Below are 17,537 nucleotides of genomic sequence, written 5' to 3'. Positions count from 1 at the left end.
TTTACACATTTGGATTGAAATTTGCTGAGAATGGAGTGATAAATTTAGTATGGACAAAAAGAGGTGGAAATATCGGAAAGTTAATTAGATTTATGGGACAACATAAAGAGAAAAGCAGTAACTTTTGTCTGTAGCAAAAGCGTATTTTAGGGAGTTAATGATAAAGGGGATTTTTGTATACATAAAAAAGACATAAATTCAAGAATATTCAGAATAAAAAGCAGTATGTTCACGTTAATGTTAACTTGTACGGTCAAAAAATTATGGGCAATATAATATTTTATTTATATTATTGATGGAAGTTTGATAGATTTCCTTTCATATTTATTAGTATTTTTTAGCTCTATAGCAATATCGTATTATTTTCAGTTTATTACTTAAAAATAACTATATTAAATGTCGAATACTGTATAAAATTGTAGATAAGAAGGAGGGATGTAATATGTCAATTAGAAATAAATTACTAGTAGGTTTTACTATCTCTATTTTCGTTACGGTTTTAGCCTGTATGACAATCTTTAATCAGTTAATGGCAGTCGAAGGTAAATACAGCAGTACATTGGAAAAGAATTTACCACAGACTTATGATGCGGCGGAATTAAGCCGTCTCGCGCTTGTTCAGGCATCATTGGTTCAGAATTATATTATGGGTAAAGACACATCACAAGCCATTCAGACAAGCAGAACAGAAACAATGGATTTAATTGGAAAATTTGAACAATCATTAAATATAAATAAAGAGGCCGAGATGTACATGGCCGGAATTCACGAAAAAGTAGGGGTGATGAATAGTTCATTCGATGAAACCATTCGACTCACTGATACGAGAGGACAGGATGCAGCATCTACCTATTATATAGATGTTGCAGAAACTAATGTAACTGCCTTCAAAGAAGATGTAGAGGGGATATCCGAAGAAATTGCCCATGCCTTTGTAGTTGCGGAAAATGTCATCGAAAAAGAAATGAAAGAAGCTATGATTATGACAGCACTTTCCATCATAGTAGCGATTTTAGCCGGTATGATTACGGCATTAGCACTAACGAAACGCATTTCTAAGCCTATGCTGCATTTAGAGCGGCATGTTCAGGAAATTATAAAAGGCAATTTGGCGGTTGAACCGTTGGCGATTCGTTCTAAGGATGAGATCGGAACGTTATCAAAAGCGATGAATGAAATGAAGACTACAATATCGGACTTATTAAATAATCTTTCAGAAAATGCTGGTCACTTAAGTGCAACTTCGGAACAATTAATGGCATCGGTGGAAGAAGTAAATATTTCGGCCGGTATTATGCTAACAGGTGCAAAAGGTGGCGCAGAAGCAGCTACGTCCATGTCAATATCAGCGTCGGAAAGTGCAACTGCGATGGAAGAAACGGCAACAGCGGTACAAAAAATTGCAGAATCAACGCAAGAATTACATCACTTTGCTGGAGAGACAGAAATGATGGCAAATGCAGGGAAACAAAATATTTATACTGCAAGTGATCAGATGAGTTCCATTTATAATTCGACAAAAATAACGACAGAGTTAATTCAAAAACTAAGCCATCAATCAAGAGAAATCGAAAAAATTACACAAGTCATTACAGGTATCGCCGATCAAACAAATTTACTTGCTTTGAATGCATCGATTGAAGCTGCACGTGCAGGTGAACACGGAAAAGGATTTGCAGTAGTGGCAGCAGAAGTAAGAAAACTGGCGGAAGAATCAAATCGTTCGGCCAATCAAATTGTTACATTGACGAATGAAATTCAGCAAGATACGAAAAACGCTGAACGAGCAATTGAAGATAGCTTGGACAATGTGGAAAAGGGTGTGGAAATTATCGGCTTTGCAGGTCAATCATTTGAGAAAATTGTAGGGGCTATCGGCGAAATGAAAATTCAGATTGAAGATGTCTCTGCCGTTACGGAACAGATATCTGCTACAGCAGAAGAAGTCGCTGCATCCGTACTTGAAATTTCCCGTTCAGCTGAAATGACGCGATTAAATGCACAACATGCGTATGAGTCATCGGAACAACAAATGTCAACACTTCAGGAAATCGGTGAAGTAGCCAATGATTTAGGTAGCCGTGCACAGCAGTTGCAGCAAGTTACTGCCAATTATAGTGTATAGTGAAAAAAGAAAATAAAATTACAGGCATAGGAAATCAAGACATTTCCTGTGCTTTTTTGTGCTTATTCGGTTTGCACTAAAAAATAATTCGGAATCCGAAAAAATATTTCTTTTTGATATATCCGAAAATTATAAAATTTGTTAAAATAGTGGAACTTGAGTAAAAAAAGAAGGTGAAAAAATGAAGGTGTTTTTGAAATTAGGCTGGTTTTTTAAAGAGCGGAAGTTTCAGTATACAGTCGGTTTGCTGATGCTTATACTTGTAGCGATTCTACAGCTCGTACCACCGAAAATTATTGGCTATACTATCGATGAAATTGGGGATCAGACATTAACGAAATCAGGGCTATTCAAATGGCTTGCCATCATTGCAGTTGTAGCAATCGCAATGTATGTGCTGCGCTATTACTGGCGTCAAATGATTTTCGGTTCGTCCAACTTATTGGCACGTACATTGCGTGAAAAGCTACATCGTCATTTTACGCAAATGTCCCCGTCATTTTATCAAAAAAATCGTGTCGGTGATTTAATGGCCCATGCGACAAATGATATTAGTGCCGTACAGCAAACAGCTGGTGGTGGGGTTTTAACATTATTTGACTCGATTACAACAGGCGGGTTTGTTATTTTAGCAATGGCGATTACCATTGACTGGCGTTTGACGTTAATTGCGTTAATTCCGATGCCATTAGTTGCGTTATCGACGAGCTATTACGGCAAACTATTGCATGAACGTTTCCGCCATGCCCAGGCTGCGTTTTCAGATTTAAATGACAAAACTCAGGAAAGTATAAGCGGCATGAAAGTATTAAAAACGTTCGGTCAGCAATCTCAAGATGTAGCTGATTTTACTAAGCTATCGGATGAAGTAGTAGAGAAAAATATGCGTGTGGCGAAGGTCGATTCTTTATTCGATCCGACAATCAGCTTTGTCGTAGGCTTAAGCTTTATGTTAAGTCTCGGCTTCGGAACAAAATTCATTCTAGAAGAGGCAATGACTGTCGGGGATTTAGTTACATTCACTACGTATTTAAGCATTCTTATTTGGCCGATGCTGGCGATTGGAATGCTGTTTAATATTGTCGAGCGGGGTAGTGTTTCCTATGACCGTATTGAAAGAATATTAAATACACCGTTTGATATTGACGACAAACCTAATGCTATTATGGAAAATCCTTCAGGGGATCTTGTTTTTAACGTTCAATCGTTTACATTCCCAGGAGATGCGTCACCAACAATACGGGATATGCACTTCGAATTGAAGCGTGGAGAAACGCTAGGTATTGTAGGAAAAACAGGTGCAGGGAAAACGTCGATCTTAAAACTGTTGCTTCGTGAATTTGAAGGATATGAAGGAACGATTCAATTTGGTGACCACAATATAAACGATTACAAGAAAGAATATTTACGACAGTCAATTGGCTATGTCCCTCAGGATCATTTCTTATTTTCTGCCACACTATACTCCAATATTGCATTTGCCAATCCGAATGCTAGTTTGGAAGAGGTACGTGCTGCTGCGAGACTGGCAAATATAGATGAAGATATTTTGAGCTTCACAGATGGCTATAACACCCTTGTTGGGGAGCGTGGTGTCTCACTTTCCGGTGGGCAGAAGCAACGAATTTCGATTGCACGGGCTCTATTAATGAAACCAGAGCTTCTCATTTTAGATGATTCTCTTTCGGCAGTGGATGCACGGACAGAGGAAGCAATTTTACATGCTTTGAAGGAAGAGCGTAAAGATGCGACAACGATTATTACATCTCACCGTCTAAGTGCAATTCAACAAGCGCATGTGATTATCGTTGTAGAAGATGGCACGATTATTGAAAAAGGGACGCATGAACAGTTAATGGCTTTAGAAGGAAGCTATTATGAGATGTATCAGCTTCAGCAACTAGAGCAGTTAGTCGAGCAAGGGGGCGATCTTCATGGCGAATGATACAAATACAATTTCAAGTAAAGAACAACGGATTGTATTAAAACGGCTATTTACATATTTAAAGCCTCATAAAAAGTTATTGGCGATTGCGCTGTTCCTGCTTGTGCTCACTGTAATCGGGGATATAATCGGTCCGTATTTAATTAAAGTATATATTGATGACCATTTAATAATCGGTAATTTTGATATGACGCCGATTTTAATTTTGGGGATCAGTTATTTCATGATCCAGTTATTAAACGTCTTCATTACGTATTATCAAAATATTAAATTTCAGCAGCTTGCGTTAAAGGTCATCCAGCAGCTACGCATTGATGTATTTACGAAAATCCATAAGCTTGGAATGCGTTATTTCGATAAAGTACCGGCCGGCTCTATTGTATCAAGAGCGACAAATGATACCGAAGCGATTAAGGATATGTTCGTATCGGTATTGATTAGCTTTGTGCAGGCAGCATTTTTAATTGTCGGTGTCTATTTTGCAATGTTTTTCCTAAACGCGAAGCTTGCACTTTATATGCTGCTACTATTGCCGGTCATTATTTATATTATTTGGCTGTACCGGAAAATGAGCTCGGTCGTGTATATGCGTATGCGCGAAAAACTAAGTGAGCTTAATGCGAAACTATCAGAAACGCTGTCAGGCATGAGTATTGTGCAGGCTTTCCGTCAAGAGAAGCGCTTTAATGATGAATTTGACCGTGTTAATGAAGAGCATTTCCAATCGATGATGGCGAATACTAAGATGAACAGTCTACTACTTCGACCGATTATCGATTTAGTGTACTTTACGGCTATTATTATTTTACTGTTCAACTTTGGGTGGACATCGTTTGAAACAGCGGTAGAAGTAGGGGTTGTGTATGCGTTTATTACGTATATGAACCGCTTCTTTGATCCGATCAATCAAGTAATGGAACGGCTTGCACTGTTCCAACAGGCAATTGTTGCCGCTTCACGTGTATTTGAGCTACTTGATAATGAAGAACTGGAGCCGGCACAGCAAAATAAGGCTGTTACCGTGTCACAAGGTCATATTGAGTTTAAAAATGTGTCGTTCAGCTATGATGGGAAACAGGATGTACTGAAAAATATATCGTTTACGGTCAATCCTGGTGAAACCGTCGCACTCGTCGGTCATACGGGTAGTGGGAAAAGTTCAATAATTAATTTATTGATGCGCTTTTATGAATTTAAGCGCGGCGATATATTAATAGACGGCCAATCGATTAAAGATTTTGAACAACAGGAACTTCGTGACAAAATGGGCCTAGTGCTGCAAGATCCGTTTTTATTCTACGGGACGATCGATTCGAATATCCGTTTGTACAATGAAAAGCTGACTTTACAAAAGGTGAAGGAAGCTGCTGAATTTGTGCAGGCAAACGACTTTATCGAAGCTTTGCCGGATGGTTATGAAAGCTTTGTTACGGAGCGTGGATCTACGTTTTCAAGCGGGCAGCGTCAATTAGTTGCCTTTGCACGAACGATTGCAACGAATCCGAAAATTTTAGTGTTGGATGAAGCGACTGCAGCGATCGATACAGAAACTGAAGTCGGCATTCAGCAATCATTGGAGAAAATGCGAAAAGGCCGTACAACTATCGCCATCGCACACCGACTCTCGACAATTCAAGATGCAGAGCAGATTTTAGTGCTGCATAAAGGAGAAATTGTGGAGCGCGGTACCCACCAGCAACTCATTGCACAAAAAGGGCTATATCAAAAAATGTACTTGCTGCAAAATGGGATAGTCGAGTAGCTAGTTGAATTGAAAAGTCATATTCATTCCTAACATGTGTAGGGGTGGATATGACTTTATTGCATTAGTGGAGCGGTGTTCGAGCTGGGTAGGCGAAAGTGTAGTTTTAGGAGGCGAATATCGGGGGTGAACTGACGAATAAGTCAGCTGAAGTGGCGAATAAAAATGCAAGTGGCGAATATAGGGTGCTAAGAGACGAATATCGATGTTGAATTGACGATTAAGTTGGAGTATTTGAAGAATATGTGGGATGAACTGGCGATTATCGCAAACTAAGTGGCGAATAAAAACACCTGTTCCACACATCAACATTTACTTCCTTCATAGCGACAACTATAATTGAAATATAAAAATACTAGAAGGTGCAATAATGTCAGAACAAAAAAAGGGTATCCTCTTTGCGATGGGTGCCTATTTCATGTGGGGGATTGTCCCACTCTTTTGGAAACAAATAGATCATGTTGGCAGCATGGAAATTTTGGTAGGGCGTGTTATATGGTCATTCGTTTTTACAGCGCTCTTTATATTAATCATTCGCCAATATAAAGAAACGATTGCCGATATTAAAATACTTTGGAAAAATAAGAAGAATTTTATTTTACTATTTATCGCCGCTGTCGTTGTTTCCATCAACTGGGGAATTTTCATTTGGGCAGTAAATAACGAACACCTATTACAGGCGAGCTTAGGTTATTATATTAATCCGCTCATTTCAGTATTGTTTGGGTTGATTTTCTTCAAGGAAAAAATTTCGAAAGCTACTACTGTTGCCGTACTGATTGCTGCAGTTGGGGTTGGCTACCAGGCATTTTTAGGTGGTACAATTCCATGGGTTTCATTAGCACTTGCTTTATCTTTTGCCTCTTACGGTGTTATCAAAAAGAAGATTCCGCTGGATGCAACGCGCGGTTTAGCAATCGAAACATTATTTATATTACCGATCGCAATCATTAGCTATATTTACTTAATGCAAACGACGGAAATTGCTTTTATGCACGTTGATTGGAAAACGAATTTATTTTTAATCGGCAGTGGTATTGTAACAGCGATTCCGCTCATCTTTTTTGCGAAAGGTGCACAAAAAATTCCGCTTTACTTAATGGGCTTTATCCAGTTTTTATCACCGACAATCAGTTTACTGCTGGGGATTTTTCTTTACAAAGAACCCTTTACTACAACAGAATTTGTAACGTTCCTATGCATTTGGCTCGCTGTATTTATCTTTTCAGCGGCAAAGGTTCAGGAAGCAAGAAAACAGCACGTCGCATATGCGAAAAGTGTGTAACTAAAAAGAATCGGCCACATTGCTTTAATGCAAATGGCCGATTTTTGATTCCAAAAAATAGACGGAGAAATTCCGGTTATTACTTAAAAAAAACTCCAAATGAGGTGATTTTTTCATACATAAGCGGAAAAACTCCCTTTATTTCCTCGTAAAACTACCGTCAAGTACCAAATAACAGGAAATCTTCCGCTTACTTTCCTTCCACGAATTATTCTACAATTGATGTAATGATATATCCTTTTTCATTATCACCAGACACGATATAGTTTTCAGAATCCGGGATATTAACAGTAGTCTTATTATCCGTATACTGCACGAAGTAGGAGGTACCATTTATTTCTGTTGTATAAAACTGCTCCTTTTTAAGGAAAGTAATATATTCCTCAAGCACGAGATTATTTTTTTTCATGATCATACTATGGGGCAAGCCTATGTAACGGAAATGCCATGGTTCGTAGTTGATACCAGTCACATCCACCTTGTCTTCTGGGTAACGTAAGATGAAGCCAAAATCCGCTGCATATTCTTCCAACCATTTACCTTCATCGACATTCTCCATTTTGCCGGCAGTCGAACCAATATCAAGTGATAAGCCCGTCTGATGTTCACTATGGCCGGATGGCAGCGCATAGTCAGCGCCATGCTCTTCATAAAGCTGCTGCTGTAGTTTACCGCTGCGATACGCACTGTTAATGATAAAATGTTCAATTCCATCCTTCGCTGCTGCATCAAATAGTTGCTTGAGCGGCTTTATTGCCTGATTCTCGAAAAGAAATTCTGAATTCACAATAACATTTTCCGCGATATCAGTTGGGATTGGCGCTAAATTGGTCGGGTCCTGTTTTAGCTGAATGTCTCGATTGACGAGTACAAGATTTCCGCTCGAAATTGCATAAGATTCTAGGGATAACTGCTGTGGTAAATCAGGAGCAGTTGCTTGTTTGCCCATAAAAAATTGATAGCCTATAACGGCAACTATAAGTGCAAAAATTAGTTTTTTCATATAATAATTCTCCTTTAATCCAAGCATAGCGCATAAAACTTAATAAAAATTGATAAGAATTCTTAAGAATATATTAAGAAATATAAACTTACCACATAAACTTAACCAAATTAAAGGTTTTTTAAGTTGCTATTCATTCATCAAAAAAATTTGATTTAATGATTGCGATACAAAATTGCTTTGGTTATAATTAATACATCAAAAAAAATTGATGAAGGAGGATAACTTTATTGGAAATTCAGTTTGAGCAATACGAAAAGAAATTTAAGGCACTGGCAGATCAAAAGCGACTGGAAATCTTGTATGAGCTATGCCAACGTGGCCAAAGTTGCGTTTGTGATTTAACCGAAGCATTTGACATGTCCCAATCAAAATTATCGTATCATCTTAAAATCCTTTTGGATGCAAATTTGATTACGAAAGAAACGAAAGGAACATGGAGCTATTATGATTTAAATGATAAAGAAGTAAACAATTTATTATCAGAAGAGCTGTGCTGCATATTTAGAAATACTGGAAAAGGCAGCTGCTGTTAAATTTTTTGTTTCTTAAATCAAAATTTTTTGATTAATAATACATTGGAGGTAAGTATATGAAATATGTACATGTAGGGATAAACGTTACGGATCTTGAAAAATCAATTGAGTTTTATGAAAAGGTTTTTGGAGCTTCACCAGTTAAGGTGAAAGTAGATTATGCTAAATTCTTGCTTGATACTCCGGGACTGAATTTTACACTGAATGTTCGCGATGAAGTAAAAGGAAATCAAGTTAATCATTTTGGATTTCAAGTAGAGACGAGCGAGGAAATTACGGCTCATAAGGAAAGACTAGAAAAAGAAGGCTTTTTTGCACGTGATGAAATGGATACTACATGCTGTTATGCTGTGCAGGATAAATTCTGGGTGACAGATCCAGACGGAAATGAGTGGGAATTTTTCTATACAAAAGCTGATAGTGATGTTCATAAAATAGAATCTACTACTTGTTGTGTGGAAGTGGATACAAGCAATTCCTGTTGCTAGTAAGTAAGAAGTTTGTACAGTGAGTGATGGAGGTTATATTTAGTGATTACAGCAATTCTAGCAACAGCGATTTTTTTATTAACACTTATTCTCGTCATCTGGCAGCCAAAAGGATTAAATATTGGTTGGTCAGCTTGTGGTGGGGCAATATTGGCCTTATTGGTCGGGGTAGTGGATTTTAATGATGTAAACGAAGTAATAGGCATTACGTGGAATGCCACTTTATCTTTTGTAGCAATTATAATTATTTCGTTAATACTCGATGAGATTGGCTTATTTGAATGGGCAGCATTACATATGGCGCGGGCAGCAAAGGGTAATGGCATCAAAATGTTCGTTTATGTAAGTATTTTAGGGGCTATTGTCGCGGCATTATTTGCGAATGATGGGGCTGCGCTAATCTTGACGCCTATCGTGTTAGCGATGGTTCGTCATTTGCAATTTAGCGAAAAAATGATCTTCCCGTTCATTATGGCGAGTGGATTTATCGCGGATACAACATCTCTTCCGTTCGTAGTCAGTAACTTAGTTAACATTGTATCGGCGGATTTCTTCAACATCGGATTTGTGGAGTATGCATCAAGAATGATTATTCCTAACCTTTTTTCATTGATCGCAACGATTACAGTCCTATTATTATACTTTAGAAAAAGTATTCCTAGTACGTATGAATTATCTAAATTAAGAACGCCTCAAGAAGCGATCAAAGACATAAAAATGTTCCGACTTTCGTGGTATGTGCTAGGGGTATTGCTAATCGGGTACTTTTCAAGTGAATTCACGCAAATCCCCGTATCCATTATTGCGGGGGGCATCGCTATTTTCTTTTTATTGATGGCGGGAAGAAGCAGTGCAGTACAGACGAAATCAGTTGTTAAAGGTGCTCCATGGAATGTGGTGTTTTTCTCGATCGGGATGTACGTAGTTGTCTATGGTTTAGGAAATGCATGGTTGACGCATTCTTTGTCGAGTGTTATTCAGGCAACAGCTGATCAGGGATTATTTGTTGCAACGATTGGAATGGGCTTTATTGCCGCGTTTCTTTCTTCCATTATGAATAACATGCCAACCGTTATGATCGATGCATTAGCGATTGCTGAAACGAATACTTCTGGTGTTATCCGGGAAGCGTTAATCTACGCGAATGTTATTGGATCTGATTTAGGACCGAAAATCACACCAATCGGTTCTCTTGCAACATTAGTATGGCTCCATGTTCTTTCTCAAAAGGGCGTCAAAATTTCATGGGGAACGTATTTTAAAACAGGAATTATTTTAACTATCCCAATTCTATTTATTACTTTACTTGGGTTATATATCACATTATTAATTTTCTAAAGGGAGTAGGATTCAGGTTGAAACAAACAATTTATTTCTTATGTACAGGTAATTCCTGCAGAAGCCAAATGGCGGAAGGCTGGGCAAAGAAATATCTCGGAAAGCAGTGGGATGTTAAAAGTGCAGGAATTGAAGCACACGGACTAAATCCGAATGCAGTGAAGGCCATGAAAGAAGCCGGTATAGATATTTCCAGTCAAACATCTGATATCATTGACCCGGAAATTTTACATCATGCTGATTTGGTCGTTACTTTATGCGGGGATGCTGCTGATAAGTGTCCTGTGACACCACCACATGTTAAAAGAGAACATTGGGGATTTGATGATCCAGCCGGCAAAAAGTGGTCTGAATTTCAACGCGTCCGTGACGAAATTGGCGAGCGGATTAAGCGATTTAGTGAAACTGGAAAATAAGAAGATAAAACATTAGGCGCAATTCTATAGCAGGGATTTGCGCTTTTTTCTATAAAAAATATAGGTAGAAGGGGGAAACAACATTGATTATAAGAAAACTGGAGGAACGAGATAATATTCCTATGGACTTGCTGTTATTGGCAGATCCTTCAAAAAGTATAGTGGAAGAATATATTACAAAGGGCGAATGTTTTATAGCCGAAAGTGAAAAACAAGTTGTTGGAGTATATGTATTATTACCAACAAGACCTAAAACAATAGAAATAGTGAATGTCGCAGTAGCCGAAAAACACCATGGCAAAGGTATAGGAAAGTTATTAATTACGGATGCAATTCGTGTTGCTAAAACTAAAGATTATAAAACAATCGAAATTGGAACGGGGAATTCAAGTATAGGTCAACTCGCTTTATACCAAAAATGCGGTTTCCGAATAATCGGTATTGATTATGACTTTTTCATTAAGCATTACGAGGAAGAGATTTTTGAGAATGGAATACGATGCAGAGATATGATTCGCTTATCAAAAGATTTATAAATTCTAGCATTCATTTTACAATCCTCCTATATAATGGTATATAATTTGTGGTAGGGAGTGGTATAAATGGATGGATTAGACACAAGTAAGGAAGCAATCAAAATGGACTTGGCCCTGATTAAATCATGTTTGAGGCTAATTAATCAAACGATGATTTTAAATATACAAAGAGGTGAAAACTTTACCGCTTCAGAAAATGAAGAGATACATATGCTTATTTCCAAAATAGAAAAGGATCTAAACAAAATTAAAAAAAATATCGATTATGATCCTAATTGTATTGCGAAACGTTAAGCACATGCAGTATTTCAAAAAAGTATTAGCAATTATTCTTTTATCTTTAGCTATGTACCTGTCATGTTCACAGTTTTTAGGGAGGGAACAAACTGTATCCAAAATTTTTGCGCTAGTATTTTTTGTGTTTACATTATGTATAGCATTTGAAATGATTAAAAACCTTTCTAAGTCTAAGTAAACTGAAATCTCTACTTTGCCCGATTGGAATGATTACTGAAAATGCTTAATGCCAATGTCAGTCCGGCAACTATGCCTACTACGTTTGGGGAAGTCATAGCTACTTTAAACACCCAAGCTGCAATAAAACTAAACGCAAAGCTTTCCGGTATAAGTTCATATACTGCCAACGTTGTTAGCGTTGGATAGATTAATAGAAGTACTAAACAAGGGGTCGCTACACACCATAGTAAAGCATGATTTATTTTTACTGACCATTTATTCACTAGCAGTATAGAAATATAGCCTCCCAGTAATAGTGCACTGATCACATCAAACCAAAGAACAGGTACAATATTGTACTCCATTTGGGCGGTTTTTTGCAGCTGGACTTTTAAATCATAGCTGAATTTTGCTAGTAATATTAATCCAATAACCCAAACTATTTTCTTAATATAGGTAGAACCGTTACTCATTTTGACACCCCTTATATTCATTATATTAATTTTAACAGATAATACCAATAAAGTAATGGGAATAAATATATATTTAACAAAAATGTGATTTAACCCTATCTAAGTTTGAAAAAATCATCTTCCCTCTATCGCTTTCATAGAGGGGGATGATTTTTTTATATTAATTTTTAAAAATTGAACCTAATATGAATTGACAATCGTCTAATAGCAGAATTTGAAGTAGGTTGAAAGGGAGGGGGAGTCAATTGGACAGGGAGGAAAAAGACTTTCTATTGGAAAAAATAATGATTGAATATGGCAATGAGCTGGTAAGGCTAGCATTTTCTTATGTAAAGGATGTAGAAACTGCGAAGGATCTTGTACAAAATACGTTTATCAAATGCTATAAAAACATTGATTCATTTCGATTCGACGCACAAATCAAAACATGGCTCTATCGTATAACGATTAACGAATGTAAAGATTATTTGAAAAGCTGGAATTACAAAATGGTGCAGGTAAAAAGCTTTATCAATGAAACAGCGAAGTCTATATTACCATCCACTGAGAAAAAGGTAATCGATAAATACAATAATGAAGAAATAAAAGATACGATTTATTCTCTTCCAAAGGTGTATCGGGAAGTAGTTTATCTTTATTATTATGATTCTTTATCGACAGAGGAAATTGCCAATGTATTGGATATTTCGGTTAATACCGTAAAGACCAGGTTAAGAAGAGCGAAGCAACGATTAGAATCAATGTTAAAGGAGGCCGAACTTCATGGAAGATAAACGATTACGAGAAAAAATTCATAATTCGTCTAATCAACACCTGACATTTACGAAGGAAGATCGTAATGCAGTATTTGAAGAAATCCGTAAACAGGATGAGAATCATCATACCCAAAAGAATGTTTCTTTTAAGAAATTCGTTCCCATAACAGTATCTTTATTAGTAGTAGGTTTATGTATGATTCTGTTTCTTCCATCGATGCTTTCCGGGGGTTTAATTGAAAGATCTAACAGTAGCAATTTGAGTCAAGAATCGAACAAAGGTGTTGCAACAAATGCCTTGGAAGCTGAGTTTTCTACTTCGTTGATTACGGTAAAGTCTGAAGTTATGGATAATCGAATATACCTTAATCTTTTACTTACTTATAATAAAGATAAAAAGTTGATGAAAGTTGTATCGCTTCCTAATGATACTTATGCCCCGATATCGGAGAATGAGGATGGAACATTTTTTTATGATAAATTGTTGTTTGCCAATTCTTTTGGCGATGCTGAAAATGTAAAAAAGACGGTCTCAAAGTTTTTAGATATACCAATTGATTATTATGCAGTGCTTGATTTAAAAACTGTTTCAGAGTTAATTGAATCGATGAATGGGATTGAGTATGAAATACAAAAAGATATTCGATTAAGAGGAGTAACACAGGCGGCTTTTGATTTCGAAAAGGGTACGCATTATTTTAACGGGGAACAGGTTATATCATTAATGATGGCTGCGACAGATGGGTTCTATCTAGATCATGAAAACCTAATAAATCTAATGAACGTTGTAATGAATAAGGCAGAAGACGAAATTCCAAAAGCAAAACTAAAAGAGTTATTTTCTCAAATAGAGACCAATACCCCTCTGGATCACTTAGTAGATAATCCTAGAGAGGTAAATTCTATAAACTCATTACCTTTAAATGAAGGAATGATTTCGGACGTCATACCATTAGGGAAGACAGTAGGTAAACACATTTATAGATTTGAGGAAGACTTTTTGCAAGCTGTTAAACAAGAGTTAACTACATTTAACTGAATAGGGATTGCATGAGGATAAGCCAGAAGTAGTTGGCTTATCCTTTTATAGCGGTTTAAAATCATTAAGGCACTGGATACTTTTCTAGGTAAAGTTATGGAAAAGGAGTTTTAGGAGTTATATAGAAATAATTAGTAATATAGCTAGGGAGGTCTTTTTGTGAAAATCTATGATATTGTAAACCCATTTTTAAGTTCATATGAACCTACCGAGGATTATTACGAAAATTATTTCAGTGAAAATTTAGATATTTACAGTTATTATTTTGAACATCATTGTATTAATAAAGAGATGAAACTTGAAAAAGCTTTAGTTCAGCATCCGGCAATGATTCAAGAGATGAAATGGATTGCCCAGAAAATTGCATCCTTAACTCCGGAAGTTACGATAAAATATGAAGACTTATATCCAATAAAATTTACAAAAGATGTTTATATTTTTGTCGGTTTAGGTGGGTCAAATGCCTATACGTATCGTTCGATGGACCCTCAAGTTGCTTTTTGTATGGAAAAATTGGAAGCTGATGAAGATGCGCTTAAAGTGATTATTGCTCATGAATTTGGACATGCAACACACCATTTATTTTCTACCTATAATGGGATTGATGCTACGACTATTTCTTGGTCCAGTCCTTTAACATGGCTCTTGCAAGAAGGTGTTGCCACTTATTTATCAACGGAGGTTGTAAAAGTTCAACAGGATATTTACTTTGCTTATAAAAGAGATGTAGAATGGCTATCATTCTGTGAAGAAAATAAAACAAAGATTATAGGAGTTTTTCAAAAAGACCTAATGCAAAAATCTTCAAAAGAAATATTTAAGGAATGGTTTTCAATTAATGGCGGTCAGACATTTGGTTATACTCGCCTTGGTTATTATATCGGTTATGTGTTAGTTCATCATTTAGCTGCAGAGGAAGGTATCGAAAATGCCATGCTGTTTTGGGGCCATGTTGATTTTGAAGAGCGAATGAATAAGTTACTGCAAACGATTGGCTCTTAATATACGGGAAATATAGAGTTTAAGTTAATAAGATAAGGGATTTTTCATGTAAAGGCTTGGAATAGCGAGGATCCAAGCTTTTTTGTGTTCTGAAAATATAGTTAGCCAACAGGATTATCGGAAGAACGTCGAATAATTAGAGCTTCATTGTGGAATAATGCCAATGCCCAATATCATTTGAGATTTTGAGTAAGGAGATAAAACAGATGAAGGATAAAACGAAAAAATGGTACTCATTAGCCCCGAATTCTTTAATTATGGGTATGTTATTAGCCTTGGTTGGTGGATATTTGGATGCGTATACGTATATCACGAGAGACGGCGTGTTTGCAACAGCACAAACCGGGAACACAGTATTATTTGCGGTGAGAGCTGCCAGCCCGGAACATAATGGAGCACTTCAGAATATCCCGCCATTTGTAGCCTTTATAGCGGGTGTATTAGTTGCCGAACATATGAAAGATCGACTGGATATGCACCGAAGATCTGTCCTAGCCTTGGAATGTATTATTTTATTTATAGTCGGGTGGTTACCGGGAAGTGTTCCTAATATGATTATTACAATTAGTGTTGCATTTGTGTCCTCGTTACAAATTGCGACGTTTAATAAGTTGGGGAAGTGGAGCTATAACTCAACTATTACGACAGGGAATTTACGTACAGCCTCTTCAGCCTCCTATGAAGCATTTGCAAATCATGATAAGGAAGCCATGAAAAAATTTATAGGTTTTTCTGCCATCATTCTTTCCTTTATCGGAGGAGCTTTAATTGGAACCTACTTTAGTATCTCCTTAGAATATAAAGCAATATGGATTGCATCGGCAATTATACTTGTCACAGCTATCCTTTATCACAAAAAAAGAGAAGAGGAAGGTACAAATGAACCTATTGAGGTGAAAGAGTAGTACACATATCTCCTATCGAGGAAATGAAGTAAAGCAAATAAAAAAGCTCACTTAATCATTAGGTGAGCTTTTATTATGCTACAATTGTAAAATATTACATAGCAATTTGGAGGTCACGATGTTTTTTATTTACATGGCTGTATATGGTACTCCAGTTTTAGCGATTATTTTTTGCTTAAACTTGGCCCTAATTATCGATAAATCTCGTAACGATAAGGATTTTCACGTAAATGTTTACTTAATGACGGGAGCATTTACAATAATGATGTCCTGTATAACAATTGCACTGTTAACTGTTTTAGATGGTGTTTGATCAAAAAGATGCTTAGGACAACATAATATCTAAAATAAGGGAAGATTTTACCGTTATTTGATTGATGTAGCTCATTTTAGGATAAATAAGGGAACGTTTTACCGTTATTGTAAATAAAATCATGAAATTTCATGTTTTTTAGGTCAATAACGGAATTTCCTTCCCTTATTTTTACTGTTTTTTATGTTTTTTTTTAAATAACGGAAATTCATTCCTCTATTTATCTCATTACGAAATTCAATTGTCTTCCCCCAACACTAACACTAACCACTTCAATTCAAAGTAATCCAATACTTTAAAATCTATAATTACTTTCACAGTAAAAACATCCCATCAAACCGCTTGTGCTATCTCGAGACGGCAGAGAGCGGAACTAATATATTTTATATCTTCATTTCCAAAGCAGAGCAAACTTCATTCATTAGATTTTTCAAATTTGTCATTCCCAGTATTGGACCAAGAAAGGAAAATAAATGGTATAATGTGGAATGTAGTGGAACTTCTCTTCAATTCATAAATGGAAGAACAAATTTATAAGAAAAAGAGGAAATTTAACTTGTATAAAGATCAAAACTTAATGATTCGACCGATAGAAGAAATGGATTTACCTCGTATTTGGGAATTGTTATACAAAGAAGAAAAGCCAGAATGGAAAAAATGGAATGCTCCTTATTATCCGCATGAAACAAAATCATTCGATGAATTTTTACCCATCGGTAGAAGTTGGATAAATCAATCGAACGTTTGGGTAATTGAGGTTGATGGTATATTGTGTGGAACTGTTTCTTATTACTGGGAACATGAACCATCAAAATGGTTAGAGATGGGGATTCTTTTTTACGAAGGTGGCGACTGGGGAAAAGGGCTTGGTACCCGTACTTTAAAACTGTGGATTGATCATTTATTTAATTCGATGCCTTTAGTTCGCGTTGGCTTCACTACATGGTCTGGAAATGAACGGATGATTCGTGTAGGTGAAAAATTAGGAATGCAATTAGAAGCCCGTATTCGTAAAGTTCGTTATTATGAAGGGGAATACTATGATTCGATTAGAATGGGTATTTTGCGAGAAGAATGGGAAGCACAGAAACTTAATCATGAAAATAAAATAACATCCTCAAATTAAACATTCTTAATTGAGCAATTACATAGAGAGCAGC

18 protein-coding genes are annotated in these 17,537 nt (G+C 36.5%); 16 read left to right on the top strand and 2 right to left on the bottom strand.

Annotated features, from left to right (window positions below; genetic code table 11):
• Positions 1 to 442: 442 nt before the first annotated feature.
• From MKY13_RS10120 to rarD, 4 genes are all read left to right on the top strand, one after another.
• Positions 443 to 2,125, top strand: coding sequence for a HAMP domain-containing methyl-accepting chemotaxis protein (locus MKY13_RS10120; protein WP_339212370.1), 1,683 nt, complete (start codon positions 443 to 445; stop codon positions 2,123 to 2,125).
• Between the two features lie 181 nt (positions 2,126 to 2,306).
• On the top strand, positions 2,307 to 4,070 hold the full coding sequence (locus MKY13_RS10115) for an ABC transporter transmembrane domain-containing protein (protein ID WP_191698769.1): 1,764 nt from the start codon (positions 2,307 to 2,309) through the stop codon (positions 4,068 to 4,070).
• Entirely contained in the window at positions 4,060 to 5,832 is a 1,773-nt protein-coding gene (locus tag MKY13_RS10110) for an ABC transporter ATP-binding protein (protein ID WP_339212367.1), read from the top strand. The genes MKY13_RS10115 and MKY13_RS10110 overlap by 11 nt, the downstream gene beginning before the upstream one ends.
• A 370-nt stretch (positions 5,833 to 6,202) precedes the next feature.
• On the top strand, positions 6,203 to 7,117 hold the full coding sequence (gene rarD, locus MKY13_RS10105) for an EamA family transporter RarD (RefSeq protein WP_339212364.1): 915 nt from the start codon (positions 6,203 to 6,205) through the stop codon (positions 7,115 to 7,117).
• 208 nt (positions 7,118 to 7,325) lie between these two features.
• On the opposite strand, the gene MKY13_RS10100 is transcribed toward rarD, so the two are convergent.
• The gene (locus MKY13_RS10100) at positions 7,326 to 8,120 is read right to left on the bottom strand and encodes a M15 family metallopeptidase (RefSeq protein ID WP_339212361.1); all 795 of its coding nucleotides are present in this window, start codon (positions 8,118 to 8,120) and stop codon (positions 7,326 to 7,328) included.
• A gap of 230 nt (positions 8,121 to 8,350) precedes the next feature.
• Between MKY13_RS10100 and arsR the strand changes: the two genes are divergently transcribed.
• From arsR to MKY13_RS10070, 6 genes are all read left to right on the top strand, one after another.
• Entirely contained in the window at positions 8,351 to 8,656 is a 306-nt protein-coding gene (arsR, locus tag MKY13_RS10095) for an arsenical resistance operon transcriptional regulator ArsR (RefSeq protein ID WP_191698773.1), read from the top strand.
• 56 nt (positions 8,657 to 8,712) lie between these two features.
• Positions 8,713 to 9,144 (top strand): ArsI/CadI family heavy metal resistance metalloenzyme, encoded by a 432-nt coding sequence (locus tag MKY13_RS10090; protein ID WP_191698774.1) that lies wholly within the window; start codon positions 8,713 to 8,715, stop codon positions 9,142 to 9,144.
• A 42-nt stretch (positions 9,145 to 9,186) separates the two neighbouring features.
• The gene (locus MKY13_RS10085; protein WP_339212354.1) at positions 9,187 to 10,482 is read left to right on the top strand and encodes an arsenic transporter; all 1,296 of its coding nucleotides are present in this window, start codon (positions 9,187 to 9,189) and stop codon (positions 10,480 to 10,482) included.
• Positions 10,483 to 10,499: 17 nt separating this feature from the next.
• Entirely contained in the window at positions 10,500 to 10,898 is a 399-nt protein-coding gene (arsC, locus tag MKY13_RS10080) for an arsenate reductase (thioredoxin) (protein ID WP_339212352.1), read from the top strand.
• 83 nt (positions 10,899 to 10,981) lie between these two features.
• On the top strand, positions 10,982 to 11,434 hold the full coding sequence (locus MKY13_RS10075; protein WP_339212349.1) for a GNAT family N-acetyltransferase: 453 nt from the start codon (positions 10,982 to 10,984) through the stop codon (positions 11,432 to 11,434).
• Positions 11,435 to 11,500: 66 nt separating this feature from the next.
• Positions 11,501 to 11,728, top strand: coding sequence for a phosphoglycerate mutase (locus tag MKY13_RS10070; protein WP_191698778.1), 228 nt, complete (start codon positions 11,501 to 11,503; stop codon positions 11,726 to 11,728).
• Positions 11,729 to 11,919: 191 nt separating this feature from the next.
• Here MKY13_RS10070 and MKY13_RS10065 read toward each other — a convergent pair whose 3' ends face one another.
• Positions 11,920 to 12,363: a hypothetical protein gene (locus MKY13_RS10065; RefSeq protein ID WP_339212346.1), complete on the bottom strand. Its 444-nt coding sequence runs from the start codon at positions 12,361 to 12,363 to the stop codon at positions 11,920 to 11,922.
• A gap of 245 nt (positions 12,364 to 12,608) precedes the next feature.
• Here MKY13_RS10065 and MKY13_RS10060 point away from each other — a divergent pair, with 245 nt between their 5' ends.
• The 6 genes from MKY13_RS10060 (at position 12,609) to MKY13_RS10035 (ending at position 17,503) form a co-directional block, all read left to right on the top strand.
• Positions 12,609 to 13,136, top strand: coding sequence for a sigma-70 family RNA polymerase sigma factor (locus MKY13_RS10060; RefSeq protein WP_339212344.1), 528 nt, complete (start codon positions 12,609 to 12,611; stop codon positions 13,134 to 13,136).
• Positions 13,126 to 14,157 (top strand): LCP family protein, encoded by a 1,032-nt coding sequence (locus MKY13_RS10055; RefSeq protein ID WP_339212342.1) that lies wholly within the window; start codon positions 13,126 to 13,128, stop codon positions 14,155 to 14,157. Before MKY13_RS10060 ends, MKY13_RS10055 begins: the two co-directional genes overlap by 11 nt.
• Positions 14,158 to 14,316: 159 nt before the next feature.
• Positions 14,317 to 15,159 carry a hypothetical protein gene (locus MKY13_RS10050; protein ID WP_339212339.1) on the top strand — a complete coding sequence of 281 codons (843 nt, stop codon included), beginning with the start codon at positions 14,317 to 14,319 and terminating at the stop codon, positions 15,157 to 15,159.
• Positions 15,160 to 15,365: 206 nt separating this feature from the next.
• Positions 15,366 to 16,064, top strand: a complete 699-nt coding sequence (locus MKY13_RS10045) for a YoaK family protein (RefSeq protein ID WP_339212337.1) — start codon at positions 15,366 to 15,368, stop codon at positions 16,062 to 16,064.
• A gap of 118 nt (positions 16,065 to 16,182) precedes the next feature.
• Positions 16,183 to 16,377, top strand: a complete 195-nt coding sequence (locus MKY13_RS10040) for a hypothetical protein (protein WP_339212335.1) — start codon at positions 16,183 to 16,185, stop codon at positions 16,375 to 16,377.
• A 556-nt stretch (positions 16,378 to 16,933) separates the two neighbouring features.
• The gene (locus MKY13_RS10035) at positions 16,934 to 17,503 is read left to right on the top strand and encodes a GNAT family protein (RefSeq protein WP_339216902.1); all 570 of its coding nucleotides are present in this window, start codon (positions 16,934 to 16,936) and stop codon (positions 17,501 to 17,503) included.
• The last annotated feature ends 34 nt before the right edge of the window (positions 17,504 to 17,537 follow it).

This window comes from Solibacillus sp. FSL W8-0372 (assembly GCF_037969735.1).
GTDB classification, from domain to species: Bacteria; Bacillota; Bacilli; order Bacillales_A; family Planococcaceae; genus Solibacillus; species Solibacillus faecavium.
This window is presented reverse-complemented; position numbering and strand designations above follow the sequence as displayed.